General features: G+C 66.9%; 19 protein-coding genes. 10 read left to right on the forward strand and 9 right to left on the reverse strand.

Going from position 1 to position 21,206, the window contains the following annotated elements; all coding sequences use genetic code 11:
• Positions 1-171 precede the first annotated feature (171 nt).
• Positions 172-432 (forward strand): hypothetical protein, encoded by a 261-nt coding sequence (locus tag E3T23_RS12575; protein WP_338145451.1) that lies wholly within the window; start codon positions 172-174, stop codon positions 430-432.
• A 90-nt stretch (positions 433-522) separates the two neighbouring features.
• Here the strand turns inward: E3T23_RS12575 and E3T23_RS12580 are convergent, their stop codons facing one another.
• A complete protein-coding gene (locus tag E3T23_RS12580; protein ID WP_134370767.1) occupies positions 523-1,794 on the reverse strand; it encodes an ammonium transporter in 1,272 nt (423 codons plus the stop codon).
• A 200-nt stretch (positions 1,795-1,994) separates the two neighbouring features.
• Positions 1,995-3,044: a cell division protein ZapE gene (gene zapE, locus E3T23_RS12585; protein ID WP_134370768.1), complete on the reverse strand. Its 1,050-nt coding sequence runs from the start codon at positions 3,042-3,044 to the stop codon at positions 1,995-1,997.
• A 180-nt stretch (positions 3,045-3,224) separates the two neighbouring features.
• On the opposite strand from zapE, the gene E3T23_RS12590 reads away from it, so the two are divergent.
• The 3 genes from E3T23_RS12590 (at position 3,225) to E3T23_RS12600 (ending at position 5,411) form a co-directional block, all read left to right on the forward strand.
• Positions 3,225-4,127 (forward strand): sulfurtransferase, encoded by a 903-nt coding sequence (locus E3T23_RS12590; protein ID WP_134370769.1) that lies wholly within the window; start codon positions 3,225-3,227, stop codon positions 4,125-4,127.
• 61 nt (positions 4,128-4,188) lie between these two features.
• A complete protein-coding gene (locus tag E3T23_RS12595; protein WP_134370770.1) occupies positions 4,189-4,626 on the forward strand; it encodes a SufE family protein in 438 nt (145 codons plus the stop codon).
• Positions 4,623-5,411 carry a dihydrofolate reductase family protein gene (locus tag E3T23_RS12600; RefSeq protein WP_134370771.1) on the forward strand — a complete coding sequence of 263 codons (789 nt, stop codon included), beginning with the start codon at positions 4,623-4,625 and terminating at the stop codon, positions 5,409-5,411. Before E3T23_RS12595 ends, E3T23_RS12600 begins: the two co-directional genes overlap by 4 nt.
• Here E3T23_RS12600 and E3T23_RS12605 read toward each other — a convergent pair.
• On the reverse strand, positions 5,332-6,447 hold the full coding sequence (locus E3T23_RS12605) for an alpha/beta hydrolase (protein WP_241977898.1): 1,116 nt from the start codon (positions 6,445-6,447) through the stop codon (positions 5,332-5,334). The two genes, E3T23_RS12600 and E3T23_RS12605, sit on opposite strands and share 80 nt — an antisense overlap.
• Positions 6,448-6,627: 180 nt before the next feature.
• On the opposite strand from E3T23_RS12605, the gene E3T23_RS12610 reads away from it, so the two are divergent.
• From E3T23_RS12610 to E3T23_RS12625, 4 genes are all read left to right on the forward strand, one after another.
• Positions 6,628-7,218: a DUF3000 domain-containing protein gene (locus E3T23_RS12610; RefSeq protein ID WP_134370773.1), complete on the forward strand. Its 591-nt coding sequence runs from the start codon at positions 6,628-6,630 to the stop codon at positions 7,216-7,218.
• Positions 7,211-8,407: an HRDC domain-containing protein gene (locus E3T23_RS12615; protein ID WP_134370774.1), complete on the forward strand. Its 1,197-nt coding sequence runs from the start codon at positions 7,211-7,213 to the stop codon at positions 8,405-8,407. Before E3T23_RS12610 ends, E3T23_RS12615 begins: the two co-directional genes overlap by 8 nt.
• A 76-nt stretch (positions 8,408-8,483) precedes the next feature.
• Complete coding sequence (locus tag E3T23_RS12620) at positions 8,484-9,689, forward strand: thiolase family protein (protein ID WP_134370775.1); 1,206 nt, start codon at positions 8,484-8,486, stop codon at positions 9,687-9,689.
• A complete protein-coding gene (locus tag E3T23_RS12625; RefSeq protein ID WP_134370776.1) occupies positions 9,686-11,866 on the forward strand; it encodes a 3-hydroxyacyl-CoA dehydrogenase NAD-binding domain-containing protein in 2,181 nt (726 codons plus the stop codon). Before E3T23_RS12620 ends, E3T23_RS12625 begins: the two co-directional genes overlap by 4 nt.
• A 92-nt stretch (positions 11,867-11,958) precedes the next feature.
• Here the strand turns inward: E3T23_RS12625 and dxs are convergent, their stop codons facing one another.
• The 5 genes from dxs to dut all read right to left on the reverse strand — a co-directional run bounded on the left by dxs (position 11,959) and on the right by dut (position 19,012).
• Positions 11,959-13,923, reverse strand: coding sequence for a 1-deoxy-D-xylulose-5-phosphate synthase (gene dxs, locus E3T23_RS12630; RefSeq protein ID WP_134370777.1), 1,965 nt, complete (start codon positions 13,921-13,923; stop codon positions 11,959-11,961).
• Positions 13,924-14,034: 111 nt separating this feature from the next.
• Positions 14,035-16,884 (reverse strand): aconitate hydratase AcnA, encoded by a 2,850-nt coding sequence (acnA, locus tag E3T23_RS12635; protein ID WP_134370778.1) that lies wholly within the window; start codon positions 16,882-16,884, stop codon positions 14,035-14,037.
• 216 nt (positions 16,885-17,100) lie between these two features.
• A complete protein-coding gene (locus E3T23_RS12640; protein ID WP_134370779.1) occupies positions 17,101-17,898 on the reverse strand; it encodes a DUF3159 domain-containing protein in 798 nt (265 codons plus the stop codon).
• 11 nt (positions 17,899-17,909) lie between these two features.
• The gene (locus tag E3T23_RS12645) at positions 17,910-18,539 is read right to left on the reverse strand and encodes a DUF3710 domain-containing protein (RefSeq protein ID WP_241977899.1); all 630 of its coding nucleotides are present in this window, start codon (positions 18,537-18,539) and stop codon (positions 17,910-17,912) included.
• Entirely contained in the window at positions 18,536-19,012 is a 477-nt protein-coding gene (gene dut / locus E3T23_RS12650; protein WP_134370780.1) for a dUTP diphosphatase, read from the reverse strand. Before dut ends, E3T23_RS12645 begins: the two co-directional genes overlap by 4 nt.
• 38 nt (positions 19,013-19,050) lie before the next feature.
• Here dut and E3T23_RS12655 point away from each other — a divergent pair, with 38 nt between their 5' ends.
• Positions 19,051-19,506 carry a DUF3093 domain-containing protein gene (locus E3T23_RS12655; protein WP_134370781.1) on the forward strand — a complete coding sequence of 152 codons (456 nt, stop codon included), beginning with the start codon at positions 19,051-19,053 and terminating at the stop codon, positions 19,504-19,506.
• Positions 19,507-19,512: 6 nt separating this feature from the next.
• Here E3T23_RS12655 and E3T23_RS12660 read toward each other — a convergent pair whose 3' ends face one another.
• A complete protein-coding gene (locus E3T23_RS12660) occupies positions 19,513-19,806 on the reverse strand; it encodes a DUF4193 domain-containing protein (protein WP_134363594.1) in 294 nt (97 codons plus the stop codon).
• A 196-nt stretch (positions 19,807-20,002) separates the two neighbouring features.
• Here E3T23_RS12660 and sepH point away from each other — a divergent pair, with 196 nt between their 5' ends.
• Positions 20,003-21,187: a septation protein SepH gene (sepH, locus tag E3T23_RS12665; RefSeq protein ID WP_134370782.1), complete on the forward strand. Its 1,185-nt coding sequence runs from the start codon at positions 20,003-20,005 to the stop codon at positions 21,185-21,187.
• Positions 21,188-21,206 lie beyond the last annotated feature (19 nt).

Here is a 21,206-nt window from a genome sequence, read left to right on the forward strand (position 1 = left end):
AAGCGGCAGTGCACGAAAATGAGGAGCAAGTGCCATGGACTTCTGGGAAAACCTGTGGGGAACGATCTGGTTCTTCTTCTGGACCTTCGCGATCATTTCCTATTTCTTCGCTCTCTTCGGCGTCATCGTCGACCTCTTCCGCTCCGGCAGCTCAGCGGCTGGGAGAAGGCGGTGTGGTTTGTCGCGCTGTTCTTCATTCCGTTCCTCACCGTGCTGATCTACGTGATCGCCCGGGGCAAGGGCATGGCGGAGCGCAGTTCCAAGGAGTCTCGGGAGTGCCAGGCGCAGATCGGCCAGTACACCCCCAGCGTCGCCGGAACCAGTGCCGGTCCTACCGAGGAGATCAGCCGGGCGAAGGCCCTGCTCGCTGCCGGCACGATCACCCCGGCCGAGTTCGACTCCCTGAAGTCGACGGCATTGTCCGGCTCGTAGTACACCGAGTAGGCCTGACGCGATCCGGCAGGCGAAGAGGCGGTGGGTGCATCCGTCGAACCGGATGCGCCCACCGCCTCTTCTGCGGGGTCAGACGGCGTCGAGCGCGTAGCCCTCTTCACCGTGCACGATGGTGTCCACGCCGGCCACCTCGTCTTCGTTGTTGATGCGGAAGCCGATCGTCTTCTGGATGATCCAGCCGATGCCGTAGGCCATCACGAAGGAGAAAATGGCGATTCCGAAGGCCGCGACGAACTGAACCCAGAGCTGGTTCAGGCTGCCGGTGTCGAGGAGTCCGATGCCCGAACCGAAGATACCGATGTAGAGCGTTCCGATCATGCCGCCGATGAGGTGGATGCCCACCACGTCGAGCGAGTCATCGAAGCCCCACTTGAACTTCAGGTCGATGGCAACGGCGCACACCGCGCCGACGAGAACGCCGAGGACGATCGCCCAGAACGGGGTCAGGATGTTGCAGGCCGGGGTGACGGCGACGAGTCCGGCGACGGCACCCGACGCGGCACCGATGGAGGTGGGTTTGCCGTCTTTGATCTTCTCGACGATCAGCCAGCCGAGGATTCCGGCGGCGGGAGCGACGAGCGTGTTGATCCAGGCGAGGGCGGCGACACCGTCGACGGCGGCTTCGGAGCCGGCGTTGAAACCGAACCAGCCGAACCAGAGCAGCGACGCACCGAGGAGGGTGAGCGGAACGTTGTGTGGCTTGGAAATGCCCTTCTTGAAGCCGACCCGTTTCCCGAGCACCAGGGCGAGAGCCAGACCGGCCGCACCCGCGTTGATGTGCACGGCGGTGCCGCCGGCGAAGTCGTTGACCCCGAGAGCGGCCGGAGCCCAGCCGTCGGCGAGGTTGAAGACCCAGTACGCGACCGGGAAGTACACCAGGGTCGACCACACGGCGGCGAAAATCAGCCAGGCGCCGAACTTCGCGCGGTCGGCGATCGCACCGGAGATCAGGGCGACGGTGATGATGGCGAACGTGGCTTGGAAGCCGGCGAACGCGAGCCCGTTCAGGTCGGGAGAGAGCGATCCGTCCTCGCCGGCGCCGAGAAGTTTGCTCAGTCCGAGCAACTCGGTCGGGTTCCCGAGGAAACCGGGAATCAGGGGTGGGCCGAAGACCAGCCCGTAGCCGTAGAGCACCCAGAGCACTCCGACGACGCCCATCGCGCCGAAGCTCATCATCATCATGCTGATAACACTCTTCGCCTTCACCATGCCGCCATAGAAGAAGGCGACACCGGGAGTCATCAGGAGCACGAGGGCTGCCGCGACGAGAAGCCACAGGGAATTGAGATTCAGAGCTAGTTCATCAGTTGTGGCGTCCAACAGGACTGACAGTTCAACCATGGATCTGGTTACCTCTCGCTAACTAACAGTGATTGCCATCAACGTGCACAGGGTGAGCAGAAGATCGTGTCTCGGCAGGTACAGAGTCAGTTTGGAGTCGTCAGGTTTCGGGAAGTGCGCGCGGATGTTTCGACGTCGTTACACGCCGCACGACCGTGTTAACATCGCGTTTCCTGCGGCGGACCGGTGGTCTGCCCCGATCAGTCGTGCGGCGGCAGCTCCCCCGTGGTCAGCGCCACCAGGCGGGACTGCGACCGCTGGTACTTCTTGCGGTAGCCGCCGGAGAGCATCTCTTGGTCGAAGACCTCGTTCAAAGGCTGCCCGTTGGCGATGATCGGGATCTCCGCGTCGTAGACCCGGTCGATGAAGGCCACCAGCCTCAGGGCATCCGTCTGGTCGGTCAGCAGGTACACGTCGGTCAGCGCGATGACGTCGATGCCGTGGATCATTTTGATGTACTTCGACGGATGCACCGTGCTCAGATGACGGATCAGGGAGCCGAAATCGTCCCGGGTCACCGCGGAGCCGCGCTCGAGCAGGGCGGGGACCATCTGATCGAGTTCGTCCCGGGGCACGGCGATGGCGTGACCCTCGACGTCGCGGCGGCGGTAGTCGAGGCCGTCGATGCGTACGATCTCGAAGTTCGCGGACATCGCCTGGATCTCGCGGAGGAAGTCGATCGCGGCGAAACGTCCCTCGCCCAGCGAGTTCGGCGGCGTGTTCGACGTGGCCGCGACGCGGGTGCCCGAGGCCACGAGCTCGCCCAGCAGCCGGGTCATCAGCATGGTGTCGCCCGGATCGTCGAGTTCGAACTCGTCGATGCAGATCAACCGGGCACCGGAGAGCTGTTTGACGGTGGCCGCATAGCCGAGGGCTCCCACGAGGGCGGTGTACTCGATGAAGGTGCCGAAGTACTTCGGACCCGGCGCGGCATGCCAGAGCGCGGCCAGAAGGTGAGTCTTGCCGACGCCGAAGCCGCCGTCCAGGTAGATGCCCGGCAACTCCGCCTTGGGCTTGCGGGTACGGGAGAAGAAACCGCCCGGCCGCTGAGGCAGCCAGGCCCCGGCGAAGGTGTTTAGCCGCTCCACGGCCTCGAGCTGCGAGGGGAAGTTCAGGTCGGGTCGGTACGACTCGAAGGACGCGTGCTCGAACTGGGGCGGCGGAACCAGCTCGGCCACGATCTCTGGCCCGGTGATACTCGGCGAGCGGTCGGCCAATCGTTGCGCCTGGCTGAGAGCCTGTGGAGCCATGCTGAAGTACCCGGTTTCTGTGTCGGACTGATAGTCGCGGTCGGAGCATCATCGTTGAAGACCGACCGCGGATGCGATCAGGACCCATACCGCGTAGATTCGAAAACGCGGACCGGCATCCAGCCTAAACCGCGCCCATTTGATTCCGGTGTACATCGGACGCCACCAGGAGGTTTCCCCATGCCCGTTGATCTCGATCCGACACCGAAGTTCACCGCCTACGCGCACCCCGGACGCCTGGTCAGCACCGAGTGGCTGCAGGAGCACCTCGGCACCCCCGGCCTCGTGGTCGTGGAATCGGACGAGGACGTTCTGCTCTACGAAACCGGGCACATCCCGGGAGCAGTCAAGATCGACTGGCACACCGACCTCAACGACCCGGTCGAGCGCGATTTCGTCGGCAGCGCCGCCTTCGCCGCCGTGCTCGGCGCCAAGGGCATCTCCCGCGACACCACCGTGGTCATCTACGGCGACAAGAGCAACTGGTGGGCGGCCTACGCCCTGTGGGTGTTCACCCTGTTCGGCCACGACGATGTGCGACTGCTCGACGGCGGTCGTGACAAATGGGTGGCCGAGGAACGCGGCCTCACCAGGGACAAGCCCGTGATCACCCCGGCCGAATACCCGATCATCGAACGCAACGACGCCCCCATCCGTGCATTCCGCGAGGATGTCCTCGCCCATTTCGGCAACCCGCTGATCGACGTACGCTCCACCGAGGAGTACACCGGCGAACGCACCCACATGCCCGCCTACCCGGAAGAGGGCGCGCTGCGCGGCGGCCACATCCCGTCGGCGGCATCGGTACCGTGGGCCCGCGCCGCCGCGCCGGACGCCACGTTCCGCACCCGCCCCGAACTGGACGCCATCTACCGCGACGAAGCAGGCCTGTCCGACGGCGACAGCGTCATCGCCTACTGCCGGATCGGCGAACGGTCCAGCCACACCTGGTTCGTCCTGACGCACCTGCTCGGTTTCGAAGGCGTGCGCAACTACGACGGGTCTTGGACCGAGTGGGGCAACGCCGTGCACGTGCCGATCACGATGGGCACGGAGCCGGGCACCGCACCCCAGCCCCGCTGATGCGGGCGGCCGAGCCCGGATTCAGGGGCGCTCCGGCCCGCGCATGGCAGAATGATCCTCGATGACTGCCACCGAACTGCCCCCGAAACTGGCCGAGATCCGTGACGACTTCCTCGAACTCGAGGAGTCCGACCGGCTGCTGCTGCTGCTCGAGTTCGCCGACGAGCTGCCGACCCTCCCGCCCCGGTACGCGGATCACCCGGACCTGCTCGAACGGGTCGTGGAATGCCAGTCCCCCGTCTTCATGTTCGTCGAGGTCGACGACGATTCCGCCGTGCACCTCTACGCGACCGCTCCCCGGGAGTCGCCGACGACCCGGGGCTTCGCCTCGATCCTCTCCCAGGGTCTGGACGGCCTCAGCCGCCAGGAGGTCCTCGACGTGCCGGACGACTATCCGAACACGATCGGGTTGACGAAGGCCGTGTCTCCCCTGCGCATCCGTGGCATGACCGCCATGCTCGCGCGCACCAAGCGCCGCCTGCGCGAGGGCGCTGCGTGACCCTGACCCGGGTCTTCCCGGAACCTGAGCCGGAAGCGGAAGCGGCCGGGGTCGGCGCTGCCGGCCTGCCCCGGACCGTCGACGGTCTCGACCCGGTCGGCCGGGACTGGCTGCTGCAACGCTATGCCCCGAACCCGGGCCCGTACCTGCGGGTCAATATGATCGCCAGCCTGAACGGCAGCGTCACCGGCCCAGATAACACCTCCGATTCGCTGTCGAGCCGGTTGGACCGTCGCATCCTGGGCGTGATCCGGCAACTCGCCGATGTGGTTCTGATCGGCGCCGGCAGCGTACGGGCGGAGGGCTATGTCATTCCGGCGCGCGCGGCCCTGGCGGTCGTCACGGCCAGCGGCAACCTCTCCGGGCACCGGCTCGAGCCACCGGCCGCCGCGGCGACCGACCGCAATCGGCGCGTCTACGTGCTCTGCCCGCAGTCCGCGGTTGCCCGCGCGGAGGCGACCACGTCCGGCTCCGGAGCGGTGATCGTGCCGCTCGACGACGAGAACGGCTCGCTCACTCCCGCCACCATCGTGGCGGCCTTGCACAGCCTGGGCCTCCCCCGCATCGTCTGCGAGGGCGGCCCGGTGCTGTCCGGGCAATTATTCGCCGAGGACCTCGTGGACGAACTGTGTCTGTCCACGAGTCCCCAGGTCGTGCTCGGCGCCAGAGGCCTCCTCGAATCGGCGCGGACCGTCGCCACCGAATTCAGGATGCGGCAGCTGCTCCTGGACGATCAGGGAGCGACGTACGCCCGCTGGGAGCGAGCTCGCCCAGCCAGTTCGTGATGGCCTGATTCCAGCCCTCACGGTCGTAGTTCCACAGCTTCGTATGCCGCGCCACCGCAAACGGCAGGAAGGTCACGATGTCGGGGCGGCGCCCGGCCAGGGCTCGTGACCCGGTCACGGGGACGAATCCATCGTCGTCGCTGTGCATCAGCAGCACCGGCAGATCGAGTTCGGCGGCCCGCTCGACGAAGTCGAGTCGTCTGAAGTCGATCGGTTCGGTCCGGCCGGTGACCATCCCGCCCCAGCGCCGTCCGAGGACCTCCAAGGCCCCCCTGGCCACGACCGCGGGCAGGCCGAGCAGGCCGCCATGGAACCTCGCGACATCGGCCCAGTCGATCACGGGCGAGTCGAGCACGATACCGACGATCCGCTCGCGCAACATCGACCGCGTCGCCGTCTGCAGCACGATCGCGCCGCCCATGGACCAGCCCATCAGCACGATCTCCCTCGCGCCGCGATGCACCGCGAAGGCGATCGCCGCGTCGACGTCCTGCCATTCCGCGTCTCCGAGGGCATACCGGCCGTCGACGCTCCGCGGTGCCTCACCGTCGTTGCGGTACGACACGAGCAGGGACGTGACACCCGCGTCCCGGAAAACCGGCGTCGCCCGCAGTGTCTCCTGTCGCTGCACCCCGCGCCCGTGCACCTGGATCACCCAGCGGCCGTCCGGCTCCGCGGCCGGAATCAGCCAGGCCGGAGCATCGCCGGCATCGGTCGGTACGAGCACGTCCTCGAAGGCGAGACCGAGGTCCCAGGGTCCGAGGTACGAGTAGCCGCCCAACCGGCCGCGCTCGGCCCGCACCAGATCCCCATGGTCGACGCGCAGGACGCGCCGCGTCACCTTCGTGGGCGTGAGACGCAGGACCTCGCCCAGGTGAGCGTGCCCTCGATCACCCGAGAACCAGAAACTGTAGTCGCCCTGCAGGACGGAATCCTCAGTCGATTGCAGAGTGATCGTTCCCGCCGCGAGGTCGACAGCGTCGATCCGCACATCGTCGGCGCGCTTGGACGACGGCGTGACGATCCGGCGTGCCATCACACCCGCCAGGACACCCCCCAAAGCCCCGAACAGCACCGTTGCACCGGCAACAGCGATCCCGGTCACCACCACAAAACGCCCCGGGTGTCGCCCTGAGCCCGCTCCGTCACGCATGACTACCTCCCCTGCCCGGCGTGCCTGACCGACACCGCCCGAAAAAAACTCTAGTCTGCACACGTGCCCGAAACACGAGAACCACTCCCGCCGGAGTTCGCCGCCGCCCGTGCCTCATTCGCGAGTGCCCGCATCCGTCGAGAGCTTGTTGTCAACGAGATTTCCGCCCCCGGAAACCTGGCGCCGCAGGCCATCGCCTTCTCGGCCGACGTGACCCCGGTGCGTCACGGGAGCGACTCCGAACTGGGGACCGGACGCTTCATCCTGCTGCACGACCCGACCGAACCCGAGGAGTGGGGCGGGGCCTTCCGCGTCGTCTGCTTCGCCCAGGCTCCCTTGGAGACCGACATCGGCCTGGACCCGTTCGTCGCGGGGGTGGCCTGGTCCTGGCTGGTCGATGCGCTCGACGCCCACGGAGCACGGTATACCGCGGCCTCAGGGACCGCGACTAAGATTATCTCGTCAGGCTTCGGCGAACTTGCCAGGCAGGGCGATGGTGCGCAGATCGAACTGCGCGCCTCGTGGACGCCGCTGGATCACAATCTCGCCGCCCACGTCGAAGGATGGGGCGAGCTGCTCTGCATGCTCGCAGGCCTTCCACCCACGGGCGAAGGAGTCAGCATGTTGTCCACACGCCGAACCGGTCGTGCTTGATCACCAGGTCATCGATACGAGGGACGCCTACCTCGCGGCGACCGCGTCCATCAGCGCGGGCACGGGCCCGATCGGCATCGATGCGGAGCGTGCCTCCGGCTTCACCTACTCCCAGCGTGCCTACCTGATCCAGATCTATCGGCGCGGCGCGGGAACCTTCCTGTTCGACCCGCCCGCACTCGGCGACTTCAGCGAGCTCAACGCAGCACTGCGCGACGACGAATGGATCTTCCACGCTGCGAGCCAGGACCTGGCCTGCCTGCGCGAGGTCGGCCTCGACCCCCAGCACATCTTCGACACCGAACTGGCCGCCCGCCTGCTCGGAATCCCCCGGGTCGGACTCGGCACGGTGGTGGAAGAGCTGCTCGGCATCCACCTGGCCAAGGAACACTCCGCCGCCAACTGGTCGACCCGCCCTCTGCCGGAGGCCTGGCTGGTCTACGGTGCGCTCGACGTGGAACTTCTGCCGGATCTGCGTGACCGCATGGTCGACATGCTGGCCACCGATTCCAAGACCGACATCGCCGCCCAGGAATTCGCCGCAGTGCTGGCCAGGGAAGCCAAACCGGTCGGCCCCGAGCCCTGGCGCCGCCTCTCCGGGGTGCATTCCATCCGTGGCCAGCGTGGCCTGGCCGTGGCCCGGGAGCTGTGGCTGGCCCGCGATCGGCTGGCGCAGGAGCTGGATGTGTCCCCCGGTCGTCTTGTGCCCGACGCGTCGTTGACGGCGGCGGCACGGGCCATGCCGTCGACCCGGCAGGACCTGGCGGACCTGAGGGAGTTCAGCGGCCGTGCGAGCCGCAGCGAACTCGACCGCTGGTGGGGCGCCATCCAGAAGGGCCTGGCGTCGACCGACCTGCCGTCGCTTCGGGGAAACGGCGATCTGCTCCCGCCCCCGCGCGCCTGGTCCGACCGCAATCCCGAGGCTGACCTGCGCTACAAGGCCGCTCGCGCCGCGCTGACCGAGGTCTCCGAAGAGCTCGCGATCCCGCTGGAGAACCTTGTCACCCCGGACTATGTCCGCCGGGTGGCGTGGACGCCGCCCGAGAACGTCGACCCCGCATCCGTCGGCGAGGCACTCGCGCACCTGGGTGCGCGCACCTGGCAAATTGAAGTGACCGCACAACGGATCGCCGATGCCTTTGTGGATGTCCACCAAGCGATCGAGCTCTCCTCGGAATCGGATTCGTAGGAACCGTCCAAGGATTCGACCCTCCCCGGACGCCCCTTTAGGATCGACCGACACCTGATCGATTGATGGAGGCAAAGTGGCCGATAGAGCAGAAGTCGTGTTTGTGGACGGGGTTCGCACCCCGTTCGGACGCGCCGGTGAAAAGGGCATGTACTGGAACACCCGGGCGGATGATCTCGTGGTCAAGGCCATGATCGGGCTGCTGGAACGCAACCCGTCGGTCCCCGGGGAACGGATCGACGAGGTGGCGATTGCCGCCACCACCCAAACCGGCGACCAGGGGCTCACGCTCGGTCGCACGGCGGCACTCCTCTCGGGGCTGCCGAAATCGGTTCCCGGATTCGCGATCGACCGGATGTGCGCCGGCGCCATGACCGCCGTCACCACCCTCGGCGCCGGGATCGGCTTCGGAGCCTACGACCTGGCCATCGCCGGCGGCGTCGAGCACATGGGACGCCACCCGATGGGTTCCGGCGTCGACCCGAACCCGCGCTTCCTGTCGGAGCGCCTCGTCAGCGAGGACGCCCTCAATATGGGTGCCACGGCCGAGCGGATCCACGACCGGTTCCCCTCCTACACCAAGGAGCGGTCCGACCGGTTCGCCCTGCGCAGCCAGCAGAAGGTCGCCGCAGCCTACGCCGCCGACAAGATCCAGCCTGACCTGGTGTCGGTTGCGATCCGGAGCGAGACCGGCTGGGGCCTGGCAACCACCGACGAGGCTCCCCGCCCCGAAACCACGATGGAGGGCCTCGCGTCCCTCAAAACCCCATTCCGCCCGCACGGACGGATCACGGCCGGCAACGCATCCGGTCTGAACGACGGTGCCAGCGCCTGCCTGCTCGCCAGCGGTAAGGCCGCCAAGGACCTCGGCCTGAACGTCAAGATGAAAATGGTCAGCTTCGCCTTCGCCGGCGTCGAACCGGAGGTCATGGGCCTCGGCCCGGTCCCCTCCACCGAGAAGGCTCTGCGCAAGGCAGGCCTCAGCATCACCGACATCGGCCTGTTCGAACTCAACGAGGCCTTCGCCGTGCAGGTCATCTCGTTCCTCGACCACTTCGGCATCGACGACGAGGACCCGCGGGTGAACGAGTACGGCGGCGCGATCGCCATCGGCCATCCTCTCGCCTCCTCCGGCGTGCGGCTGATGAACCAGCTCGCACGACAGTTCAGCGAGCACCCGGAGGTCCGCTACGGCCTCACCGCCATGTGCATCGGCCTCGGCCAGGGCGGCACCGTGATTTGGGAGAACCCGAACTTCAACCGGAAGGCAAGCAAACGATGAGCAACTATTCAGAACTCGACTTCACCCCGCTGATCGAGCTGTCGGCCGACGAGGTCGTCACCCACTCCTACGTGCGCGATGTGCCCCTGTCCGGGGGAAAGACGCTGGCGCTGGTCACGCTCGACAACGGCCGGGACCACACCCGTCCGAACACGCTCGGCCCGATCACCCTGCTCGAGTTCGGCATGACGATGGACCTGCTGCGAGAGCGTGCCGCGCTCGGCGACATCCACGGTGTCGCCGTCACCGGCAAACCGTTCATCCTCGCCGCCGGAGCCGACCTGAGCAAGGTCAGCGAGATTCCGTCGCTCGCCACCGGCAAGCTGCTGGCCCAGCTGGGCCACTATGCCCTCGGCAAGCAGGCCGAACTGGGCGTGCCCTCCTTCGTCTTCATCAACGGGCTCGCGCTGGGTGGCGGGCTCGAGATCGCGCTGAACGCCGACTACCGCACCGTCGATGCAACCGTTCCCGCGATCGCGTTGCCCGAGGTCTCCCTCGGACTGATCCCGGGCTGGGGCGGCTCGTACCTGCTGCCCAACCTGATCGGCATCGAGAACGCGCTCAAGGTGATCATCGAGAACCCGCTCAAGCACCGCGTGCTCAAGGCCGCTGACGCGATCGAGCTCGGCATCGCCGACGTGCAGTTCGCCTCGGCCATGTTCCTCGAACAGTCCATCAAGTGGGCCGACGGCGTGATCTCCGGCACAACCAAGGTCTCCAGGCCCAATGCGCCGGGCAAGGTCGAGCGGCTCGTGAAGTGGGATGTGGCCGTCGGCATCGCACGCAAGATGCTGGAAAGCCGCATCGGGACCGTCGCCCGGTCGCCGTACATCGCCCTCGACCTCCTCAAGGCAGCCAAGAGCGGCACCCGCCAGGAAGGGTTCGAGCGGGAAGACGATTCTTTGGCCGAACTCATCGCCGGCGACCAGCTGCAGGCCAGCATCTACGCCTTCAACCTGGTGCAGAAGCGCGCCAAGCGGCCGGCCGGCGCTCCGGACAAGGCCCTCGCCCGCCCGATCAAGAAGGTGGGCGTCATCGGCGCCGGCCTGATGGCCAGCCAGTTCGCCCTGCTCTTCGTGCGACGCCTGCGCGTGCCCGTGGTCATCACCGACCTCGACCAGGCCCGGGTCGACAAGGGTGTCGCGTACATCCACAGCGAGATCCTCGCCCTGGAGACCAAGAACCGCATCTCCTCCGACGAGGCCAACCGGCTCCGCGCCCTGGTCACCGGCACCACCGACAAGGCTCAGTTCGCTGACGCCGACTGGGTGATCGAGGCCGTCTTCGAAGAACTCGGAGTGAAGCAGGACGTCTTCGCCGAGATGGAGAAGCACATCGCGCCTGACGCCATTCTCGCCACCAACACCTCATCCCTCTCGGTCGAGCAGATCGGTGCGAAGCTGGCCCACCCCGAACGCCTGGTCGGCTTCCACTTCTTCAACCCGGTGGCCATCATGCCGCTGATCGAGGTTGTGAACACCCCCGAGACCAACGACGCCACCCTGTCCACGGCGATGGTCGTCGCGGCCAAGCTCCGCAAGAATGCGGTCATCACCCGCGACACCCCCGGGTTCGTGGTGAACCGCCTGCTGGCGAAGCTTCTCGGCGAGGCCATGCACGCCGTCGACACGGGCACCCCGTTCGACGTCGTCGACGGGTCCCTGGCTCCGTTCGGGATGCCGATGACCCCGTTCGAACTGCTCGAACTCGTCGGCCTCAAGGTCGGCGCACACGTGCTGGACACCCACCACGCGGCGTTCCCGGACCGCTTCTTCGACAGCACGAACCTGCACCGGCTGGCCGAGTACGGCACAATTCTGGAGCGCGACGCCAAGGGCAAGATCAAGGGCTTCGACAAGGGCGCGATCAAGATCGTCGCCGGCGGCACCACGCCGATGACCGGCGAACAGATCCTGCGCCGCGTCGAGGACGGCCTGGCCGATGAAATCAAGCGGATGTTGGACGACGGCGTCGTCCACGCCGCCGAAGACATCGACCTGTGCATGATCCTCGGGGCCAACTGGCCGTTCCAGATGGGCGGGATCACGCCCTACCTCGACCGCGTCGGGGCGAGCGAACGGGTCTTCCAGGGCACGTTCCACACCCCGCCGATCCGCGGCGTGGGTGCTGAGCTCGAGCCGGCCGGCCACACGACCGCCACGACCTCAGGCGACTAGGCCGCATCCACTCCGCCGAGCCGTGACTTCGGCCCCTTCTTCTTCACGAGGGAGGGGCCGAAGTCACGGCTCGGCGCTGTCTTGGACGGCTGTCAGTCCTGCTGGCGGTTGGCCGGAATGGTGCCGGAGTCGGTGTCGGAGGCGGGGCGATCTGCCGGCAGCGGCCGCGCGTGCGGGATCTTGCTGCCGAGCACCATCGCGACGACATCGCGTGCGATGCGCTGCGGGGTCAAGCCGACGCGCTCGAGGATCTCCGCGCGGGTCCCGTGGTCAAGGAACTCGTCCGGTAGCCCCAGCTCGGTGACGGCCGTGTCGACGCCGGCCTCGCGCAGGTCCTGACGGATGCGGGTGCCGATGCCGCCGACCCGGATGCCGTCCTCGATCGTCACGACGATGCGGTACTCAGCAGCCAGGGTCACGATGCTCCGCGGCACCGGCACGACCCAGCGCGGGTCGACGACGGTGGCTCCGATGCCCTGGGCGGCGAGCCGGCCGGCCACATCGATACCCATCGCGGCCATCGGCCCGACGGTGACGATCAGCACGTCTTTCTGGGTCGATTCCAGGAGCACGTCGACCCCGTCGTCGAATCGCCGCACGGCGTCGATCGGGGTGCTCACGCTGCCCTTCGGGAAGCGCAGCACGGTGGGCGCGTCGTCGACGGCCACGGCCTCCTCGAGCTCCTCTGCCAGGCGCACCGAGTCCCGGGGTGCCGCGAGCCGAATGCCCGGCACGACCTGCAGGATCGCCAGGTCCCAGATGCCGTGGTGGCTGGGACCGTCGGGCCCGGTGACGCCGGCCCGGTCGAGCACGAAAGTGACGCCGGCCCGGTGCAGGGCGACATCCATCAGTACCTGGTCGAACGCCCGGTTGATGAAGGTGGCGTAGAGCGCGACGACCGGGTGCAGACCGCCGAAGGCGAGCCCGGCGGCACTGGTGACGGCGTGCTGTTCGGCAATGCCCACGTCGTGCACCCGATCGGGGAACCGCTCGGCCATCTTGTGCAGGCCCGTAGGCCGGAGCATGGCCGCGGTGATGCCGACGATCTTCGGCTCGATTGTGGCGAGCCGCAGCAACTCCTCGGCGAACACCGACGTCCAGGAGAGCGCACCCGCGGATTCGAGGGACTCCCCCGTTTCCGGGTCGATCTGGCCGACCGCGTGGAACTGGTCGGCGGTGTCCTGAACGGCCGGGTCGTATCCCTTGCCCTTCTGGGTGATCGCGTGCACGATCACCGGCGCGCCGTAGCCCTTGGCCTGCTGGAGCGCCTCGACCATCGCCTTCAGGTCGTGCCCGTCGATTGGGCCGATGTACTTGATGTCGAGGTTGGAATAGAGCGCCTCGTTGTTGGAGAACCGGGAGAGGAAGCCGTGCATGCCGCCGCGAACGCCGCGGAAGAAGGCACGGGCGGGCGCGCCCATCCGTTCGAATGCCTGACGGCTGGTCAAATAGGCGCTGTGGTAAGCCTGACGGGTGCGTACGGTGTTGAGGAAGCGGGCCATTCCGCCGATGGTGGGCGCGTAGGAGCGGCCGTTGTCGTTCACGATGATGATCAGGCGACGGGTGTTGTCGTCACTGATGTTGTTGAGAGCCTCCCAGGTCATGCCACCGGTCAGGGAACCGTCACCGACGACCGCGATCACATGGCGGTCGCTCTGTCCGGTGATCTCGAACGCCCGGGAGATGCCGTCGGCCCAGGACAGCGAGCTGGAGGCGTGGGAGCTCTCCACGATGTCATGCTCGGATTCCCGGCGCTGCGGGTAGCCGGCCAAGCCGCCGGTCTGACGCAGGAGACTGAAATCCTGGCGTCCGGTGAGCAGCTTGTGCACGTAGGCCTGGTGCCCGGTGTCGAAGACGATGGCGTCGCGCGGAGACTCGAAGACCCGGTGCATCGCGATGGTCAGTTCGACCACACCGAGGTTGGGCCCGAGGTGACCGCCGGTCTTGGAGACCTCCCGCACGAGGAATGCCCGCACCTCGCCCGCGAGCTGGACGAGCTGTTCCGGCGAGAGGCGATCGAGATCTCTCGGCCCGGAGATCGTGTCCAGTAGCGCCATCGATAACACCTTTCACGTTGCCCTATCCGCCACCAAAAACCGGCGCATAGATTCGGTCACACCGAGTCTACGCGCCGGTTTCGGAGCTAGCCGAGAGGCTGCCGGGTGAGGCTACGCGACCAGCGAACGCAGGACGTACTGCAGGATGCCGCCGTTACGGTAGTAGTCGGCCTCACCGGGGGTGTCGATGCGAACGACCGCGTCGAACTCGACCGTGGCCTTGCCGGCCGCGGACTCCGCACTCGGCGCCGCCGTGACGCGCACCGTCTTCGGGGTGACCCCGTTGTTCAACTCGACGAGACCCTCGATCGTGACGGTCTCCGTGCCGTCCAGTCCGAGCGACGCCCAGCTCTCGCCGGCCGGGAACTGCAGCGGAACAACGCCCATCCCGATCAGGTTCGAGCGGTGGATTCGCTCGAAGCTTTCCGTGATGACGGCCTTCACACCGAGGAGGCTGGTGCCCTTGGCGGCCCAGTCCCGGGAGGAGCCCGAGCCGTATTCCTTGCCGCCGAAGATGACCAGCGGCGTTCCAGCGGCCTGGTAGTTCTGCGACGCGTCATAGATGAACGCCTGCGGCGCCCCGTCGACGGTGAAGTCGCGCGTGTAACCACCCTCGACGCCGTCCAGCAGCTGGTTGCGGAGACGGATGTTCGCGAACGTTCCGCGGATCATGATCTCGTGGTTGCCGCGGCGCGAACCGTAGGAGTTGAAGTCGCCGCGTTCGACGCCGTGCTCCAGCAGGTAGGCGCCGGCCGGGCTGTCGGCCTTGATCGAACCGGCAGGGCTGATGTGGTCGGTCGTGACCGAGTCGCCCAATTTGGCCAGTACGCGGGCACCGACGATGTCGACCACCGGGGTGGTCTCCATGGTCATGCCGTCGAAGTACGGGGGCTTCCGCACATACGTGGACTCGGGGTCCCATTCGAAGACCTCGCTGTCCGGCGTCGGCAGGCCGCGCCAGCGCTCGTCACCCTCGAAGACGTGACCGTACTGCTTCGTGAACATTCCGGTGTCGATCGAGCTGTCGATCGTGGCCTGCACCTCGGCGGAGTCGGGCCAGATGTCTCTGAGGAACACCTCGTTGCCGTCGCTGCCGATGCCGAGCGCATCCGTCTCGAAGTCGAAGTTCATCGAACCGGCGAGGGCGTAGGCGATGACCAGCGGCGGGCTGGCCAGGTAGTTCATCTTGACGTCGGGGCTGATCCGGCCCTCGAAGTTGCGGTTGCCCGAGAGCACCGCGGTTACGGCCAGGTCGTTGTCGTTGACCGCGGCGGTGACCTCGTCGATGAGTGGACCGGTGTTGCCGATGCAGACCGTGCAGCCGTAGCCGACGGTGTAGAAGCCGAGGGCCTCCAGGTCACCGGTGAGGCCCGCCTTCTCGTAGTAGTCGGTGACGACCTTCGAACCCGGAGCCAGGGTGGTCTTGACCCACGGCTTGCTCGTGAGGCCCTTCTTGACGGCGTTGCGGGCGAGCAGGCCCGCGGCGAGCATGACGCTCGGGTTGGACGTGTTCGTGCACGAGGTGATGGCTGCGACGGCGACCGCTCCGTGATCGAGCGTGTAATTCGCGCCGGCCTGCGTGGTGATCGCGACGGGCCTGGACACGCTGACCGGGGCGTGGCTCACGTGGTTGTGCGCGAGCTCGCGGTCGACGTTCTCGTCCTCGGCGGTGAAGCCGATCGGGTCTGACGCCGGGAAGGAGGCCTCGACGGCCTCGTCCACCACTGTCCAGTCCCGCGTCGCGTAGCTCTGGAGGTCCAGCTCGAACTGCGACTTCGCCTCGGTGAGGATGACCCGGTCCTGCGGGCGCTTCGGGCCGGCGATCGACGGCACGACGGTGCCGAGGTCGAGCTCGAGGTACTCGCTGAAATCGGGCTCCTGGTCGGCGTCGTGCCACAGGCCCTGCAGCTTCGAGTACGCCTCGACCAGCGCGACCTGCTCGTCGGTGCGACCGGTCAGGCGCAGGTAGTCGAGGGTGACGTCGTCGATCGGGAACATGGCTGCCGTGGAGCCGAACTCCGGGCTCATGTTGCCGATCGTGGCCCGGTTCGCGAGCGGAACCTGCGAGACGCCCGCACCGTAGAACTCGACGAACTTGCCGACCACGCCGTGCTTGCGCAGGATCTGCGTGATGGTGAGCACGACATCCGTCGCGGTGACGCCGGTCGGGATGGAGCCGTTGAGCTTGAAGCCGACCACCTTGGGGATGAGCATCGAGATGGACTGGCCGAGCATGGCCGCCTCGGCTTCGATGCCGCCCACGCCCCAGGCGAGCACGCCCAGGCCGTTGACCATGGTCGTGTGCGAGTCGGTTCCGACACACGTGTCGGGGTAGGCCTGCAGCACGTCGTTGCCGTCAGCGTCCGTCACGGTGCGGGTCATCGTCACGCGGGCGAGGTATTCCAGGTTGACCTGGTGCACGATGCCGGTTCCGGGCGGCACGACCTTGAAGTCGTTGAACGCGGTCTGGCCCCAGCGCAGGAACTGGTACCGCTCGCCGTTGCGCTCGTACTCGATCTCCACGTTGCGCTCGAGGGCATCCGCGGTGCCGAACAGGTCAGCGATGACGGAGTGGTCGATGACCAGCTCGGCCGGAGCCAGCGGGTTGATCTTCTTCGGGTCGCCGCCGAGCTCGGCGACGGCCTCACGCATGGTGGCGAGGTCGACGATGCACGGCACGCCGGTGAAGTCCTGCATGACCACGCGCCCGGGCGTGAACTGGATCTCGGTGTCGGGTTCCGCGGTGGGTACCCATTCCCCCAGGGCACGAATGTGGGCCTCGGTGATGTTGGCCCCGTCTTCGGTGCGGAGAAGATTCTCCAGCAGCACCTTCAGGCTGAACGGGAGCTTCTCGTAGCCCTTGACCGCGTCGAGACGAAAGACCTCATAGTCCGTCGACCCGACCCGCAGGGTGTCCTTGGCTCCAAAACTGTTTACGACCGCATTATTTAGCGCCGACACGATGCCCTCTCCTTCGTGGAAACCGACGGCGAAACCGTCCGCAATCCTCAATTCTGACGACCGGACGCCTGCCCCTGCCAGCAAGGGTTACCTAACCGGCTGATGCCACGTGCGGACGATGTCCAACGCCAAACTATCTTGACGTAGAGATAACTCTAGCGGTGTCGCCGCGGTTCCCGCGCTATTCCGGCGGATGTCGCGGAATCCCCCCGGAATTTATTCGGGTCGCCCGGGCGCGCCACCGTCGATCTTGCTGCCGTCGGTGCGGTACACCGCCCGAACCACCAGCCATGAGATCACCAGAAGCGGAGCATAGAGCGGGATCCCCATCAGGAGCTTGGCGGCACCGAGCCACTCCACGTTTCCGGAGTAGTACAGGGGAAGCTGGACGGCCAGGCGCAGCGCGAACAGGCCCGCCCAGCAGAGCGTGAGGATGGTCAGTACCCGGCGCCTGGACGGATTCCCGCGCCAGGCGATTCCCTCACCCATCAGAAATCCGACGGCCAGTCCGATCAGTGGCCAGCCGATCACCGCCGAGATCAGAAGGACTCCACCGTAGAGGCCGTTGGTCCAGAATCCGGGCAGGAAGAAGTCTTCGGCCCGCCCGGTGAACAGGGCGAGAACCGCGCTGACGATCAATGCCACCAGACCGCCCACGGCGGGCGTCACCGTTTGTCGGCTGATCCGGCGCAGCACGATGAAGACGACGCCGATCAGCACCGGCACGACCAGCGACAGCATCAGGGACTGCTCGGGGAAGAGCTGCCGGGTGAAGGTATAGGTGATCAGGAAGACGAGTCCCGGCAACACGGCCTCGACCAGACCACGGATGCCGCCCATCGCGGCCAGCAGGGCACGCCCGCTGATCGGCTCGCCCTCTTCGGCCGAGGTGAAGCCCGCCCGCCGGGCTGCCGCCGCCATGCCGTCGGCGAACGCGGCGGGCACAGGCGAGTCGGACGCGTTCTGTGAAATGCCGGGCTCGCGGGCCTCGTCGGGCAGCGGTGTGTGCGTCATGTGGGTGTTCTTCAGGACTGGCCCGGCTCGGTGGCACTGGCGGGCGTGGCCGGCATCCGAAGCGGAATCAGGTCACGCGGCGGCATCGGGGCGGATCCGCGCACCACGACGATGCTGCGGAAGAGCTCCTCGATCTCGGTCGCGGCGTCGGCGTTCACGGCGCCCTCGCCCGCGATCACACCGCGCAGGAACCAGCGCGGGCCGTCGACTCCGATGAACCGGGCCAGCCGGCTCGTTCCGTCTGCACCCTGCCCTGCGGCCACGGGTATCTCCGCCACCAGTTCGGGGCCGAACGGTCCTTCGCGCAGGGTCGTCGTCCCGCCCTGCTTGCCGATCTGGTCGGCGATCTGGGCACGGATTTCGTGCCAGAGGCCGCTCGAGCGGGGCGCGGCGAACGGCTGCACCTGCAGGGTGGAGCCGGCGTAGTCGAGCCCGATGGCCACGACACGCTTGCTGCCCTCTTCGATCTCCAGCCGCAGGTGAAGTCCCTCGCGAGGGAGGATCTTGACCCCGCCCAGGTCCACGTAGGGCCGCACCGGGTTGGCTTCGACTTCGTCGAGGGGACCCTCGGTCGCGCGATCGGTGGGCGCGGACTTGGCCGTCTCGTCCGGAATGTCCTCCGGGTTCGCGGTGTCGCTCACTGGTTGTCTCCTGACGTTGAGGTTCCCGTGCTGATGTGCCGGTTCAGGCCGGTGGACCCGAACCCGCCTTCCCCGCGCTGGCTGCCGGGCAGCCGGTCCACGGGGATGAAGGTGGCCCGGCTGACGGGCATGATGATGATCTGGGCGATGCGGTCGCCGACCGCGATCGCATAGGGCGAGGTCTGGTCGGTGTTGAGCAGAGTGACCTTGATCTCGCCGCGATACCCGGCGTCGACGGTGCCGGGCGCGTTCACGATCGTGATGCCGTGCTTGAACGCCAGACCGCTTCGGGGCACCACGAACGCCGCGAAACCATCGGGGAGGGCGATCGACACGCCGGTTCCGACCAATGCGCGCTCGCCCGGGGCCAGAACCAGAGCCTGGGCGGAATGAAGGTCCGCTCCCGCGTCACCCGGGTGCGCGTAGCTCGGAAGGATGGACGCGGTAATCAGGACTTCGACGCTTTCTGCCACGTGTCGAGGCTAGTGCAGAAGTCTGATCGAATAGACCCATGCCTGAATATCGCGAAAAACTCTGGGCCTCTCCCGCACCCTACGTCGCCACTGCCCTCATCATCCCCGCCAGCATCCTCGTGTTCGCACCGATTTCGATGCTGGCCGGGGTGCTGCTTGCGGCCGGTCTGTATTCCGCCTGCGTTCTGGCGCTGCTGTTGTCTGCGCCGGTGGTGCAGTTGCGTGACGGTGAACTCATCGCCGGGCGCGCGAGCATTTCAACCGACCTGGTCGGCGAAGTCCAACCCTTCGATGGGGACGAGGCCGCCCTGGAACGCGGCCAACGGCTCGATGCCAGGGCATGGCTGCTCATCCGCGGTTGGATTCGGCCCGTCGTTCGGATCCCGATCGAGGATGCGACCGACCCGGCGCCGTACTGGCTGGTGTCGACGCGGCACCCACAGAAATTGGCCGCCGCGATCAATGGATCGCGACGGCCAGCATCACATGATTAAGCGCGTTTAGGAGTCGCACTCCAGGCAAACCGGGCCGAGCTTGGTCTCGTGCGACATCTGCGAGCGGTGCTTCACCAAGAAGCACTCCACACAGGTGAACTCGTCGGCCTGCGGAGGCAGAACGACGACATCGAGGTCGAGATCGGACAGATCGGCGCCGGGAAGGTCGAACCCACCGGGGTTGTCCGAGTCGTCCACATCTACGACACCGGACATCTTGTCGGGTACGCGCTCCTTGAGGGCCTCAATCGACTCGGAGTCGTCTTCGGTCTTCCGTGGTGCGTCGTAATCGGTTGCCATACCCATCCATTCAGTTACGCCGAGAAAGGATTTCGGCGGGCATAGTTTCCAACAATCCGGGCGGAATAGCAAACTACGCGCCGCGTCATTTACTCGGCACAGACGTCAACTTGCGGCACGCCCGGCGTATTCCCCGAAGATTCGCCATTTACATGGCAGTCTTGATCGCACTAGTGATGGCGAGAGGGCTTTCAACATGCAGGAATTGAAAGTTATTGGAGTCGAGAACGGTGCGCTGCTCGCAGCGTCAGACGAGGGTGACCGATTCAGGATCCCCATCGATGAAGTTCTCCAGTCCCGGCTTCGCCAAACCCAGGCGGAGCCGACGGCGGGACCGAAGCTCAGCCCCCGGGAAGTACAGGCGCATATCCGGGCCGGCATGTCTGCGGAAGACGTCGCCGCGGTGACAGGCGCGTCCCTCGATTTCGTGCGCCGCTTCGAGGGTCCCGTCGTCGCCGAACGCGACTACATGGTCTCCTGCGCGCTGAGCGTTCCCGTGCACACCGCCATCGACCCTGACCCCATCGAGGGCGGAGCCAACTTCGGCACCGTCATCCGTGAGCGCCTGGCCTCCCTCGGCGCCACGAACGAGCGCTGGGCCAGCTGGAAGGAGCCCGGCGCGGGCTGGATCGTCAAGCTGGCCTTCACCGCCGATGAGATCGACCACGATGCCCGCTGGGACTTCGAGCCGAAGAAGAACTCCCTGTCTCCGGTCGGCAACGAAGCCGTCGCACTATCGCAGCAGGGCGAACTGAAGGGCGCGCTGATCCCGCGGCTGCGGGCCGTCGGTGCCGAAACCAGCCTCGCCGATGTGTCCCGGTTCGACAGCGGCGCCTTCACCTTCAGGGAGTCCCTGGTCGAGGAAATGTTGAACGACACCGCGCCGATTCTGGACCCGGTGCCGTATTCCCGTTCGGCGGGCACCACGGATGCCGTGTCCCGGGCAGCGATCAAACGCGCCGACGAACCGCCGCAGAGCCTGAGCGAGACGGCCGATCTACTGGCCTCCCTCCGCCGCCGCCGCGGGGAGCGCGAAGCCGCGGCCTTCGAAAGCAACCAGTCCGAGAGCCACCATTCCGGCCTCAACACCAGCACCATCTCCGGCAGTGGCATCCCCGGCAGTGCCATCCCCGGAAACCCGGTTCCGGGCATCCGTCTGGTCAACCCGCCGGTCGAGGCCGCCGCGGAAGCCCCCGCTCCCCTGACTCCCGCCCCCGCGCCGATCGACACTCCCCGCAACGCCTGGTCCGCCCAGGCCGCCGCCGCTCAGTCACCGGCCGCGACGCCGCGCGCCTCGGGCACCGGCAAGCGCGGTCGCGCCTCGATGCCCAGCTGGGACGAAATCGTCTTCGGTGCGCGCACGGACGACGACCTGCCCTAACCCGCAAGCCATCACCGGC

Origin of the sequence: Cryobacterium cheniae, from assembly GCF_004403395.1 — a bacterium.
GTDB classification, from domain to species: Bacteria; Actinomycetota; Actinomycetes; order Actinomycetales; family Microbacteriaceae; genus Cryobacterium; species Cryobacterium cheniae.

What these genes read in the sequence shown, in the direction of transcription:
- E3T23_RS12590 (WP_134370769.1), top strand. Translation starts at nt 3,225, where the DNA reads ATGCCCGTTGATCTCGATCCGACACCGAAGTTCACCGCCTACGCGCAC.
- sepH (WP_134370782.1), top strand. Translation starts at nt 20,003, where the DNA reads ATGCAGGAATTGAAAGTTATTGGAGTCGAGAACGGTGCGCTGCTCGCA.
- E3T23_RS12595 (WP_134370770.1), top strand. Translation starts at nt 4,189, where the DNA reads ATGACTGCCACCGAACTGCCCCCGAAACTGGCCGAGATCCGTGACGAC.
- E3T23_RS12625 (WP_134370776.1), top strand. Translation starts at nt 9,686, where the DNA reads ATGAGCAACTATTCAGAACTCGACTTCACCCCGCTGATCGAGCTGTCG.
- E3T23_RS12605 (WP_241977898.1), bottom strand. Translation starts at nt 6,447, where the DNA reads ATGGCACGCCGGATCGTCACGCCGTCGTCCAAGCGCGCCGACGATGTG.
- E3T23_RS12580 (WP_134370767.1), bottom strand. Translation starts at nt 1,794, where the DNA reads ATGGTTGAACTGTCAGTCCTGTTGGACGCCACAACTGATGAACTAGCT.
- E3T23_RS12655 (WP_134370781.1), top strand. Translation starts at nt 19,051, where the DNA reads ATGCCTGAATATCGCGAAAAACTCTGGGCCTCTCCCGCACCCTACGTC.
- zapE (WP_134370768.1), bottom strand. Translation starts at nt 3,044, where the DNA reads ATGGCTCCACAGGCTCTCAGCCAGGCGCAACGATTGGCCGACCGCTCG.
- dxs (WP_134370777.1), bottom strand. Translation starts at nt 13,923, where the DNA reads ATGGCGCTACTGGACACGATCTCCGGGCCGAGAGATCTCGATCGCCTC.
- E3T23_RS12640 (WP_134370779.1), bottom strand. Translation starts at nt 17,898, where the DNA reads ATGACGCACACACCGCTGCCCGACGAGGCCCGCGAGCCCGGCATTTCA.
- E3T23_RS12660 (WP_134363594.1), bottom strand. Translation starts at nt 19,806, where the DNA reads ATGGCAACCGATTACGACGCACCACGGAAGACCGAAGACGACTCCGAG.